The following is a 12,288-nucleotide window of genomic DNA, read 5'->3' on the forward strand; positions in this document are numbered from 1 at the left end:
CCAAAAATTAGGACATAGAATCATATTTCTTTTTCATAGTTGACCAAGGCTTAATTTCATCATCAGGTAATAGCTGAAATTGAATGTCAATGCCGTGCTTGGCAATATCTTCAAAAGCGTTATAGTCGTCTTGATCGATGGCCACTGTCCGTCCGAGTACCTTAGTTCCAGGACGGGTATTCATCGGGCCAACATTTAATACTTTGCCAAAGTCAACGCCCATGTCTGCCATTTGGGCAAAAGTCTTAGGGGAGTCGCTGATTAAGAAAAATTTCTTTTTAGATTCAATCCCCTTTTTGATTTTTTCGCCAGCTTCAGCAACCGTATAAATGCCAACTTTTAAGTCGTTAGCAGCAGCTTTTAATACCTTGCGGCGCAACTTGTCGTGGGCAATATTATCACCGACAACTAAAATGCCGTCCACAGGACGTGCTTTGGTCCAGCGGGTCATGGTTTGGCCGTGGATTACCCGATCATCAATTCTTACTACTGAAATACTCATTATTAATACACCTTTCTTATTTTTTAAAATTCAATATCGTCATCATCATCTTGCTGGTCTTGAGCAACTTCAATACCATTGGTTCCTGCCTGTAGAACTGTCTGTACGGCTTCATCAAGCGTTGTATTGTCAGATAACTGAGGGACAAGTTCTAAAAGCATTGGTAGGTTCAGTCCGCTGACCACTCGTATTCTTTCTGTATGAGACAAATAGTACTTAAAGGACTCATTGTATGGAGTTCCCCCTTTTAAGTCTGCCAGAATTAAGATTGGTTCTGTTTCACTGTCAAGCAGCTTTTGTAGACGGTCACGATATGAACCAATTCCTTTTTCATCTAATGCAAGTGTCATGATCTGGTCCGATTTGCCGGCAATAAATTCAAAGCCGGAAGCGATACCTTGTGCTAAATGTCCATGTGAAGTTAATAATATTTTCACTAAAATCACCCCTTTTGTAAATACATATTAATTTACAACCCAATTATATGTAATCGCTTTATATAAGTCAAACACTATTTTTACATTAAAAAGTAAGCGGTTGACATTATCACTTTCTGTGGGTAAAATCAATTTATGTAAATACAAAAAGGAGAATAACAATGAAGTATACAATAGATGATTTTGCGCGACTAATTGATCATACTAACTTACATGCGGATGCAACCGAAGAAGACATGAAAAAGCTTTGCGATGAAGCTAAAAAATATCATTTTAAGATGGTAGCAATTAATGAAGTTCAATCTGAATTTTGTGCCCAGCAACTAAAGGGGACGGATATTGATACTGGGGCTGCGATCAGTTTTCCTTTGGGCCAAACTACAATAACTTGTAAATTGGCAGAAACTAAAGATGCATTACAAAACGGTGCTAATGAAATCGATTATGTTGTTAATTTAACGCAAGTGCGAGCTCATAATTGGTCTTATATCGAAGATGAAATGACTCAAATGGTTAAACTTTGCCGTGATCACGATGTACCATGTAAGGTTATTTTTGAGACCTGCTATTTGACTAAGGCTGAAATTAAGCAGCTGGCCTTAATTGCTAAAAAGGTGAAACCTGATTTTGTCAAGACTTCAACTGGCTTTGGCACCGCTGGTGCAAAAGTAGAAGATGTTAAGCTAATGAAAGAAAATGTTGGTCCTGATGTCAAAGTCAAAGCAGCGGGGGGAATCCGTAATACTGATGATTTCCTGGCAATGATCGCAGCTGGGGCCGAACGTATAGGTACTAGTTCAGGCGTAAAGATTATTGAAACTCTTAAACAGCGGTTTGAAAAAGACGGCATTAACGCAATTGAAATTTAAATAAAAAGTCAGTGTAAAAAAAGTAACAGCTAACTCTTTACACTGGCTTTTTGCATGGTATATTATTTTTATAATGACATAATTAGTAATGTGAAAGTGATGGAATAAATTGGCAGAAAAAGAACTCCCTAAATACCAAGTAATTGCCAATGATCTTTTGAATAAAATTCAAACTGGTTTTTACCCGCAAAATACAATTATTCCACCGGAAACTGCATTAGCGGATAAATATCAGGTGAGCAGGCCAACAATGCGGCAAGCAATTTCATTGTTAGTTAATCAAGGTTATCTGGAGCGAAAGCGTAAGCGAGGGACACTAGTTAAAAAAGTTAAGATTGAGCAAGAATTTACCCATTTGATTGAAAGCTATAGCGCAGAAATGAGTGCTAAGGGTATCTACCCTAAAACTAATTTGCTTTATTTTGATGAAGAAAAAGCGACACCCGAAGTAAGCAAAAATTTACAGCTGCCTGAGAAAGCACCGGTTTTTAAATTAGTGCGGCTGCGCTATGCTAATGATCAACCGATTGTTTTAGTTACAACTTATGTGCCTAAACAGAGGATACCTGAGTTGATTAATTATAATTTTGCCCAGGAATCTTTATACAGTACTCTTGAAAAATACCATTTAAAAGTTACGCGAGTAGTGAGGCGATTGGAAGTAATAGAAGCTGACGAAACTACCGCCAACTTATTAAACATTGCAGTAAATAAGCCAGTGTTCTACTTTCACACTCAAGGACTGACAAGGGATGAACGGCCAATTGAATATTCGATTGCCAAATATCGGGGAGATATTAACTCGTTTATAATTGATGTCCAGCGCTAATTTGATATATAAAAAAAGTCTTACTTTGCCTGTGCAAGTCGAAGTAAGACTTCTTTTATTGAATTTTGATTGAACCAACCGAGCTGATAGCAGTTAATTGGTTGGCACTGCCTTCATGCTTGTAAAAGTGCTTGCCCATTCTACTGCCGTGAAAGTAGATTGAGCCAAGAGTAGTAGATAAATCATAATCAGTCTGATCATCTCTGTCGTCTAAAGTTTTTAGTGATCCGGCAGCCAGTTGAAAGTGGTTTTTTCCTTGTAAACCTTTGATCTTGACAGATCCAGCAGCTAGATTTGCATTAGAATTCATCTTACACTGGTAGATATCTAAATTACCCGCATCTAAACGTATTTTAGTATCATTTTGAATCGTGACGTCCTGTAATTTTAAGGAACCAGCATTTGCTCTGACATCAAGTTTCTGCATATTCAGGCCACTCAAATTAAGTCTACCGGAAAAGTCGTTTATTCGTACCTCATTGAGCACGGCAGTCTGGGGAACCGTAATTGTCATTTTATATTCGGCTTTGCAAATATAAATTTTTTTCTGATGATTATGAGGATAATGAGGCTTTTGCTCACGAATAAAAAGAGTTTGTTCTGCCACACTAATTTTCATGCGCTCAGGATTAATGTCATGAGTTGATATATGAAAATCAGCGCCCACTTGAACAGTAACATTAGCAACATATGTTTTTGCATCTATGTTGCTAAAATTTTCCAAATCAATTTCTTGTGATTCTACTTTTTCATCTTCAAATTCTTGATCAAAGTCTCCGTCAATATGTATTTCCATAATTAAGCTATCTCTTATCTTTTAATACTAGTTTAATTTTAATCTTATGATATCATGCTAGTTTAAGCTAGGCAATAAAAAATTAAACTTTGTATTTATTACTTTGATCTAGACAGTTAAAAAGATTTGAATTAATTTTAAAAATCAATCCAAATCTTTTTGCTTTATGCGGGTAATTAGCTGCAGATTATATAGAAGTTAAATCTATAAGAATGTCACCGTCACCACAGGGAACTTTGAGTAGCGACGCACCCCTCTTAATTTTTTAGTAAAATCTTTGTGACAGTTATTACCGTGAATACAAGTTCATCCTCAGAAGAAATTGCCAACTGGTAACTGGCCTTAGATTGTCTACTCATTTATTGAATTTTGATTGAGCCCACCGAACTGATAGCAGTTAATTGGTTGGCACTGCCTTCATGCTTGTAAAAATGCTTGCCCATTCTATTACCATGAAAGTAGATCGATCCTAAAGTGGCAAATAAATCGTAATCTGTCTTATGCTCTTCATCATCTATCATTTTTAATGAACCAGCGGCTAGATTAAAGTGGTTTTTCCCTTGCAAGCTTGTGACCCTGATAGTTCCGGCAGCCAGATTTGCATTAGAATTCATCTTACAGTGATTGATGTATAAACTACCAGCGTCTAGCACCATTTCGGCTTTATTTTGGATCGTGATGTCCTGTAATTTTAAGGAACCAGCATTTGCTCTGACATCAAGTTTCTGCATATTAAATCCAGCTAGGTCAATGTTGCCAGCAAAGTCAATTATCTGGACTTCATTGAGCTCTGCAGCTTGAGGTATGGTAATAGTTATTTTAGGTTTAATTTTGCGAATATAAACTTTTTTGTTAAAATGAGGCTTTCGTGCACGAATAAAAAGGGTTTTCTCTACCACACGAATTTTTATCCGATCAGGATTAATGTCATAAGTTGATATATGAAAATCAGAGCCTATTTGAACAGAAACACCAGAGGCGGCTATTTCAACATCTATATTGCTAAAATTTTCTAAATCAATTTCTTGTGATTCTACTTTTTCATCATGAGTTTCAAATTCTTGATCAAAGTCTCCGCCAATATGTATTTTCATGATTAATCTGTCCCTTATCTTTTTAACACTAATTTAATTTTTGCTTTATCTTATAATATCATGCTAGTTTAAGTGAAGCAATAAAAAATAAAGTATTAGATTTAGTCAACTAAAATAACCAATTAAAGAGACTTGGTTTAATTTTAAAAATTAATCCAAGTCTTTTGCTTTATGAGCTTAATCAGCTGTAAGATGTATAGAAGTTAATTTATGAGAATGTCACCGTCACCACAAGAAACTTTGAGTAGAGGCGCACTCTTTAATTTTTTAGCAAAATGTTTGTGATAGTTATTACCATGCAATATAAGTTCATCCTCTGAAGAAGTTGTCAACTGGTAACTGATCTTAGGCGGTCTGCTCATTTGGAAATCTCCTTCACTTAAATTAAAGGAGCTGTCAGCCAATAATTTGGAATCATTGACTCTGACATCACCATCACCCAAAGTTGCCTTAATTTTAAATTGACTATTTGTAATAGTTAAATCACCTTCATTAAAGTTTAAAGTACTATTCGTTAAAATTGAATTATTAACTTTTAAATCACCGTCGACCAGGTCAAAATTGGCTTTGCGAGCTTTCACGTTTTCAGCACTGACATTACCATCTTCAAGCTGTAAGTTGAGGTCAGAAACAGTTAAGTTAGTTAAATGAATATTACCTTCAGAACATGATCCTGATATTTCTGTGATAGAGTCATCTGCCGGAACGGTAACATTTACCTGATAAGTTCCATCCTCATAAGCATTATTGTCAGAAATGGTCAGCTGGTCGTCTTCAACTTTAGCACTAATCTTTTTGATATTAGGACCGCTGATAGTAACTTGAAAGTCGTTTCCTTTAGTGATTTGAATATTGGGCTCTTCGGCGTCAATATTAATCTTAGAAAATTTGCCTACATTAAAAGTACGTTTTTTGGCTACTACGTGGTGGGATTTTCTACTTCTTTGATTATGATTAAAAAAATTGCCAATATTAGTTGTCTGGCCCGAATGAATGTTATTGATATCTTCATTGCCGCCTTTGGCATGGCCAAAAATAAATAAAATGATGCCAATAATGACGATCAGCCCGCTAATTTGGTAAAACTTTTTCATTGCTCTCCTCCTTGTTTGGGCTACGTTTTTTTAAATAGGTGCTACTTACCAAGAAAGCATCTACGTAATTTACTTGCCCACTAATTAATTAAAATATCGCCATCCATACTGGTAACTTTTAGTACAGGTTTATTTTTAACTTTTTTTGCAAAATGGTTGGAATGGTAAGAACCTTTAAACATGATTTTATCATCCGAATGGTTTGTCAATACATAGTTGATTTTAGGGGCGTTTGACATTAAAAAGTCGCCGTCATTCAATATAACTGAGCTGTTATTTAGTATTTGAGAGTCGCTAATTTTAACATCGCCATCATTTAGTTTTAGTGAACTACGTGAAAAAGTCGATTGATTTACTTTGAGGTCACCGTCATTTGAATTTAGGTCAAGGTTTTTTGCAGTAAGCTTATTAAGCAAAACGTCGCCATCTTCTATTGTCAAATTGATGTGGGGAACATTTAAACTGTTGATATAAAAATCGCCTTCTTCACAAAAACCAGTTATCTTTTTCACTGCGTTTTTTGCAGGAATATAAATGTCGACTGCATAATAACCATCGTTATAATGATGTTCTGGCTGATCCGAAATAGTGAGCTGATTGTTAGCGACATTGGTTTTTATTTTTTTGATGTCTGCTCCGTGCCCACCTCTAACTACCACTTTGAACTTGTTAATATCCTTAAGTGAAATTCGGATATCGGGTCTGTAACAGGCTAACTTAATACTGTCGAACTTATTCACGTAAAAAGTCTTGCTTTCATTATAATGAGTGCGTTTACCATTATAATAATGTGACGGGTTATCATTTAATCTAAATACGAGTAGTAGAATCAGCCCGATAAGCAGTATCACACCACCAATTTTATAAAACTTTTTCATTTTTATTTTTCCTTATCTGTATTTTTGTCAGAACTCGTCTGAAAGTAATTTTTCTTAAGCAGGTTTTTGCCTAAGTTTCTAATAATTTGGGTACACTTGGCAATCAAAATTTTGCCCAGTTTGATAATAAACGGCATTAACAGTAGGATGACACCGATACAAATTAACGATTTACCTAAGTAAACGTAGCCTGTTGGCCAATCACTGGTGAATAGGAGAGATAGTGACTTCAGGAAGTTTAAACCACCACCAACAAAAAAGTTAAACAAAAATCTTATTAAAGCAAAAAGTAAGCCAAAGAAAATTGCCAGTAAAAAGAAAATTACGAATAAAATTACCAAAATAAGCGGTATCCCGATTGGTGCAGCACAAATTCCCAACAAAATATACCAGCTGGCCTTTAAGTTTGACTTAGGAGTTTCTGTTTTGGCAGGTGCTGAATCATCTTTAGTTGAATAATCAGCTAAAATATTGATTGCCAGCTGTTTAGGAGTTCCTAATTCCGCCTCAATTGTAGAACGTCTGACGAAGTCGCCATCTAATAAAAATTCACGGTAAAATTCAACGACATCTTCGCGGTCTTTCTCAGGTAAATCGACTAAGTTTTGTTCAAGTTCGGCAATATAATCAGCAATTACTTTGGTCATTTTGTCCTCCTAATACTTGATTAACTTTTGCACTAAAATCTAGCCATTCATCTTGAATTGAGTTTAGCATCTTTATTCCTTCAGCAGTAATATGGTAGTAACGCCGGTTTCGCCCCTGATAAGGCTCATCATAAGTTGTTAAGCAGTTATCCTTTTTTAGTCTTCGTAAAACAGGGTAAATAGTTGACTCGGAGATAGAGAAAATCTTTTGCACATTTTGCGTCAAAGCGTAGCCATACAGATCATCTTGTTTTAGAAAAGCTAAAACCGCACCATCTAGCAAACGAGTTGGTATTTGGATTGCCATGCTTTGCCTCCCCTAATATTATATGTTATATAATATTTTAATTTAGGCCGCAGAAATTAGCAAGTACCAAGCCATAACTTTTTTATAAATATACCGAAAAATTAACAATCGACCTTTCTCAAAATGTTAGGACAAAAAATAACCGTCACCGTGTTGTTATACTTGGCGGTTATTAAATTAGTACAGCTTTTATTTACAAAAATTATAATAAAAAGATGGCAATATTATAAAATTTAATTTTAAATATTATTTAATAGTTAATGAGAATTTTTAAAACAAGGATTGCATGATGAATCTAGAAAATTCAGATACAAAAGTTTCAGGAGGAGAAGCTAAAAGAATTGAATTGGCAAGACTAATACTTCGAAAAAAGGCGTTTTAATTTTGGATGAATTCTCTTCTGAAATAGATAAAATAACTTTGCAAAAAATAGAAAGCAAGCTTTTAAGTTTACCTATTACGTTATTATACGTAACCCATGCATATGATGATGACTTAATAGCTAAAGCGGATGAAGTTATTCGATTTTAAAATGTAGTAGTGCAGCTTTTTAGAGACAACTTTAGATCTTGAAGAAAATAAAAAAACCTGATAAGCACAAAGTTATCGGGTTTTAGGCCAGCCATAATACTGGCTAGAATTCAAATTTATGATCAAAGTGGTTACCCCACATATAGTGGAGAAACAGGTCAACTTTTTCTTGTTAATGAGCGAAATATAAGAACATGTGTAATAGTAAATTGATTAGACGATATCTTTTTAACAGATGTATTTTTAACTGATGATAATATCTCCATCTCTTGAAATTGCTGTTAAGGAATCACTTTGTGCATTTTGGCTATTAAAGCTGTTGCCAATATTGGAATGGTGATAAATGATGTCCCCATCACTTGTTTTTAATTGTACGCTGATCTCGTGAGCAAGATGGCTTAACCTCAAATCACCATCTACAGTTTTAACAATGTTTTTGCTAGTAAGCTGACTGCGCTCAATTTTAATATCTCCGTCTCTTGCTTCTAGGTTGAGGTTAGCGTGACATTGGTTAATTTTTACATCGCCATCACCTGTTTTGACGACTATTTGCTTAAGGATACTGCGTTTAAAGCTGAGATCTCCGTCATGAACTCTGCTTGATAACTGAGCAACTTTTGATTGAGTGACAAAGAAGTCAGAGTCTCTGCCAAAAAAGGTTAGTTGGTCTGAGACTTGAACATTATTTAAGTATAAGTCGCCATCATGCAAGTTAAGTACAAGATTATTGAGACTGAGATTTTGTAACATAACGTCGCCATCGCGGTTATGTCCGCTAATTCCAGTTAACGAATCTACATTAGGAACGGTAATTTCTACACGACTGGCATTGGTAAGTCTGTTGAATATAAGCACATGAGTTTTTTGTTTAGTAGGAAACTCTTTAATTACTAATGTCTGCTTAACTAAATCTATTTGTATTGGCCGACTACTATAATCTGCCACTACTACTTGAAATTGCTGACCTTGACGAATCACTACATCGGTGTCCAATACTTCCAGTTTTACTTCACTAAAGTCTCCAAGAGCAATAGTACGCTCCCTGCGCGGATATTTTTTAACACGCAAGCCGTTAAAATAATTATCACTGGCATGCGGAGCATTAGCAGAAGATGTGGCTGCTATTAAAAACCTAACATAATCATGTTTAATTTGTTGGGCCAAACTGTCTGGAGTTCCTAATTCTCTGTTAATTTCTTCTTTTGTTTGAAAGTCACCATCAAGTAGAAAATCACGATAAAAATCTAATGTGTATTTTTGCTCAGCTGTGGACAAAGTTGATAAATTAAGAGCTAACTTTGAGATAAAATTTTCAAATAGTGGATTCATCATTTTTCTCCTGTTACTAAAAACGTACTTTTCCTTTTATTATACGCTAAAAATTATGATAAAAATATTAAAATTACTTAAAAGCAAAAAATTATTTAGACCACAAAAATTGCCCAATGATCCGATCTACTTTGTAATTTTCATGTAATTTACTGTGTTGACCATTTACGCCCTTAATTTCGATTTCGTGATACTTGCCTTTGCCTCTTAGTAGGTAACGTAAAGATTGCGCTGAAACACAACTGACATCATCATCTGAATTAGTACCGTCTTCTTTATTACCAAAAATATTTAATATAGAAACATTATTGGGAAAACTATGACGGTGCTTTAAAAAGTAACGGTATGATGGAGTCATATATTTTGGCCGCCCATTTTTAAGCAGGTAATTATTATTGGGTTCCTCATCTATGCCAATGATGCCATTAAAAGGCGCACCGAGATTAACTTGCTTTTTTAATTGCGGTAAGTTACTATCTTTACCATATTTTAGCTGGTAGGCAAGTGTCATAATGTTTCCCATGGAATGAGCAACGGTATTATAGTATTTAATATGATATTTCTGTTTTAAAAGTAAAATCAAATTATAAAACCACTCGCGGGTAGTATAATAATTGCTGTTTTTATTGTCCTGTAAAATCACTTGAATAAGTGGTCGTTTAGTAGCGCGGGGCCAACTTCCTCGTAAATCAACTTTACCGCTAGCAGAAATTCTGGCTGTTAAGACTTTATGAGCACCATTATGCTGCTGAGCATATGCAATCATGCCCGCAGTAGATCGTGCTCCCGCACCATAGCCATGCAAATAGATGGTAGGCACTGCTGCAAAAGGAGTTTTTTTCTTGAATGTGGAGCTGACTTCTTCAGACGGCTCAAGGTTTGTCTTTTTAAAAGTATGGCATAACATGGTTATAAGCAGCAGCACACCTAGAATACTGCCTAATCCGATTAACCACTTTTTCTTCATAATATTACCTTTTTTATAATTGATTATTAATTATATCTTACGTGTATTATTCTAATATTAAAATGGCAAAGTGCTAATAATATAGCTTAAATAGCAACGCTAGCTCTAGAAGTTCTTACATTGAAAGGAAATTTATTTCATGGCACCAATTTTTATTTTAATCAGAGGAAACTCAGGCAGTGGCAAAACCGTTTTAGCTAATTATTTGCAAAAACAGTTTGGCTACCAAAGATGTTTACTTTTGCATGAAGATGTATTGCGCCTTGATCTTTTACATGTTAAGGAAAAAGTAGCAGCACCAACTGCCAGTCTAATAGACTCACTGGTAATGTGGGGCCGGCAGTATTATCCCATAATTATATTAGAAGGGATATTGCCCAAAAAGATTTATGGCCCAACTCTAACTAAAATAATTCATGAATTCGGTGCAGGAGCTTTTGTTTATTATTTAGATATTTCTTTTGCACAAACAATAAAAAACAATAATAAAAAGGGCAATCCTTTTCCACTCGCAACTCTTCAAAAATGGTGGCTTGAAGAGGATACACTTGGCGGAAATGAGCGTAAACTGGCAGAAGGCTCGATCAAGGAATCGGCAGAGGCAATTTTGACAGATATTGCAGATTATAAAATGAAAAAAGGTGACCGGGGCGTCACCTAAAATTTAATTAATTAAAAACGGCAATAAAAAAAGCACCGACTACTTGCAGTGCTATTTTTATTATGGTGGGTGGCCAGGGGCTCGAACCCTGGACCCACGGATTAAGAGTCCGTTGCTCTGCCAACTGAGCTAGCCACCCGTTATCATTTCTGTTGACAGTTAATTATGATAACAATTAATTTGCTTTTTGACAAGGCTTTTGTGTAAAAAAGTATGAAGAATTCTACTTAGCCTTTGACTGACCCCAAAATTTTAGTTAGGCATCTAAGAGATGGTTTTGATATTTTATAAAATTTATGATGTTTTGCAAAATTAGAGCAAGATTATCAGAATTGACAAATAAAAACTATTTGATACTATATAAAGGTTTAACAAAAAAAGACAGCAATCAAGTGATTGCTGTCTTTAATAATCAATGGGTGGCCAGGGGTTCGAACCCTGGACCCACGGATTAAGAGTCCGTTGCTCTGCCAGCTGAGCTAGCCACCCATAAGCGTTATTACAAATAACCAACGGAGACTATTATGCTATTATTTTCAGTGAAATGCAAGCTTTTTTATTAAATTTTGATGACTTTTTTGGCTAATAAACTAAAAACCAGTATAATGATAACAAAAGGGGGCTTTTCGATGTCAAAGAAAATTCTCGTTGTTGATGATGAAAAACCGATTTCTGATATTATTAAATTTAATTTGACAAAAGAGGGTTTTGACGTCGACACTGCTTATGATGGTGAAGAGGCCATCAAGAAGGTTGACGAATACAATCCTGACTTAATGATTTTAGACTTGATGCTGCCTAAAAAAGATGGCTTGGATGTAGCTCGTGAAGTAAGACAAACACACGATATGCCCATAATTATGGTTACGGCTAAAGATACTGAAATTGATAAAGTTTTGGGTCTGGAAATGGGTGCAGATGATTATGTGACTAAGCCTTTTTCTAACCGTGAACTAGTGGCACGGGTGAAGGCTAATTTGCGTCGGCGCAATATTGTTAAAAAAGATGAGAGTGCTAATGAGGATGCTTCATCCAAGAATATTACCATTGGCAATCTGGTAATTATGCCAGATGCCTATATTGTTGAAAAAGAAGGCAAAAAGATCGAGCTGACTCACCGTGAATTTGAGTTGCTCTATTATTTAGCCCAGCACATGGATCAGGTGATGACTAGAGAACATCTGTTACAGACTGTTTGGGGTTATGACTACTTCGGTGATGTCCGGACAGTTGATGTTACTGTGCACCGTTTACGTGAAAAAATTGAAGATAATCCAATTCAGCCGCAGATTTTAGTAACTCGTCGCGGTGTTGGCTATTATGTAAAACAGCCTAATGAAGACTAAC

At 35.4% G+C, this 12,288-nt stretch carries 14 protein-coding genes and 2 tRNA genes; 4 read left to right on the forward strand and 12 right to left on the reverse strand.

Translation table 11 applies throughout. The annotated features are described in order from the left end of the window. Positions 1–7: 7 nt before the first annotated feature. The gene (locus Q0R51_RS00105) at positions 8–502 is read right to left on the reverse strand and encodes a PTS sugar transporter subunit IIB (RefSeq protein WP_110445413.1); all 495 of its coding nucleotides are present in this window, start codon (positions 500–502) and stop codon (positions 8–10) included. Between the two features lie 23 nt (positions 503–525). Further along, a complete protein-coding gene (locus Q0R51_RS00110) occupies positions 526–939 on the reverse strand; it encodes a PTS sugar transporter subunit IIA (RefSeq protein ID WP_294755810.1) in 414 nt (137 codons plus the stop codon). Between the two features lie 161 nt (positions 940–1,100). Here Q0R51_RS00110 and deoC point away from each other — a divergent pair, with 161 nt between their 5' ends. Both deoC and Q0R51_RS00120 read left to right on the forward strand, forming a co-directional pair. Further along, positions 1,101–1,808 carry a deoxyribose-phosphate aldolase gene (gene deoC / locus Q0R51_RS00115; protein WP_110445415.1) on the forward strand — a complete coding sequence of 236 codons (708 nt, stop codon included), beginning with the start codon at positions 1,101–1,103 and terminating at the stop codon, positions 1,806–1,808. Between the two features lie 109 nt (positions 1,809–1,917). After that, positions 1,918–2,637 carry a GntR family transcriptional regulator gene (locus tag Q0R51_RS00120; protein ID WP_046324112.1) on the forward strand — a complete coding sequence of 240 codons (720 nt, stop codon included), beginning with the start codon at positions 1,918–1,920 and terminating at the stop codon, positions 2,635–2,637. A 55-nt stretch (positions 2,638–2,692) separates the two neighbouring features. On the opposite strand, the gene Q0R51_RS00125 is transcribed toward Q0R51_RS00120, so the two are convergent. From Q0R51_RS00125 to Q0R51_RS00160, 8 genes are all read right to left on the reverse strand, one after another. Beyond that, a complete protein-coding gene (locus Q0R51_RS00125) occupies positions 2,693–3,433 on the reverse strand; it encodes a DUF4097 family beta strand repeat-containing protein (RefSeq protein ID WP_294755813.1) in 741 nt (246 codons plus the stop codon). A gap of 359 nt (positions 3,434–3,792) precedes the next feature. After that, positions 3,793–4,527: a DUF4097 family beta strand repeat-containing protein gene (locus tag Q0R51_RS00130; protein WP_294755814.1), complete on the reverse strand. Its 735-nt coding sequence runs from the start codon at positions 4,525–4,527 to the stop codon at positions 3,793–3,795. A 203-nt stretch (positions 4,528–4,730) separates the two neighbouring features. Then, a complete protein-coding gene (locus Q0R51_RS00135) occupies positions 4,731–5,621 on the reverse strand; it encodes a DUF4097 family beta strand repeat-containing protein (protein WP_174794746.1) in 891 nt (296 codons plus the stop codon). Between the two features lie 80 nt (positions 5,622–5,701). Beyond that, positions 5,702–6,499 carry a DUF4097 family beta strand repeat-containing protein gene (locus tag Q0R51_RS00140; RefSeq protein ID WP_294755816.1) on the reverse strand — a complete coding sequence of 266 codons (798 nt, stop codon included), beginning with the start codon at positions 6,497–6,499 and terminating at the stop codon, positions 5,702–5,704. A gap of 2 nt (positions 6,500–6,501) precedes the next feature. Continuing rightward, entirely contained in the window at positions 6,502–7,146 is a 645-nt protein-coding gene (locus Q0R51_RS00145) for a DUF1700 domain-containing protein (RefSeq protein WP_174794748.1), read from the reverse strand. Continuing rightward, positions 7,127–7,453 (reverse strand): PadR family transcriptional regulator, encoded by a 327-nt coding sequence (locus Q0R51_RS00150; protein WP_294755817.1) that lies wholly within the window; start codon positions 7,451–7,453, stop codon positions 7,127–7,129. Before Q0R51_RS00150 ends, Q0R51_RS00145 begins: the two co-directional genes overlap by 20 nt. 774 nt (positions 7,454–8,227) lie before the next feature. Next, entirely contained in the window at positions 8,228–9,313 is a 1,086-nt protein-coding gene (locus Q0R51_RS00155) for a DUF4097 family beta strand repeat-containing protein (protein WP_294755820.1), read from the reverse strand. 91 nt (positions 9,314–9,404) lie between these two features. Continuing rightward, entirely contained in the window at positions 9,405–10,280 is an 876-nt protein-coding gene (locus Q0R51_RS00160; protein WP_294755822.1) for an alpha/beta hydrolase, read from the reverse strand. 139 nt (positions 10,281–10,419) lie between these two features. Between Q0R51_RS00160 and Q0R51_RS00165 the strand changes: the two genes are divergently transcribed. Next, the gene (locus Q0R51_RS00165; RefSeq protein WP_294755824.1) at positions 10,420–10,941 is read left to right on the forward strand and encodes a zeta toxin family protein; all 522 of its coding nucleotides are present in this window, start codon (positions 10,420–10,422) and stop codon (positions 10,939–10,941) included. A 63-nt stretch (positions 10,942–11,004) separates the two neighbouring features. Here Q0R51_RS00165 and Q0R51_RS00170 read toward each other — a convergent pair. After that, positions 11,005–11,080: transfer RNA gene (locus Q0R51_RS00170), tRNA-Lys, on the reverse strand. 277 nt (positions 11,081–11,357) lie between these two features. Further along, positions 11,358–11,430: transfer RNA gene (locus Q0R51_RS00175), tRNA-Lys, on the reverse strand. A gap of 140 nt (positions 11,431–11,570) precedes the next feature. Here Q0R51_RS00175 and yycF point away from each other — a divergent pair. Then, positions 11,571–12,287 carry a response regulator YycF gene (gene yycF / locus Q0R51_RS00180; protein ID WP_038520760.1) on the forward strand — a complete coding sequence of 239 codons (717 nt, stop codon included), beginning with the start codon at positions 11,571–11,573 and terminating at the stop codon, positions 12,285–12,287. Position 12,288 lies beyond the last annotated feature (1 nt).

Source organism: uncultured Lactobacillus sp. (genome assembly GCF_946477725.1).
Classification (GTDB): domain Bacteria; phylum Bacillota; class Bacilli; order Lactobacillales; family Lactobacillaceae; genus Lactobacillus.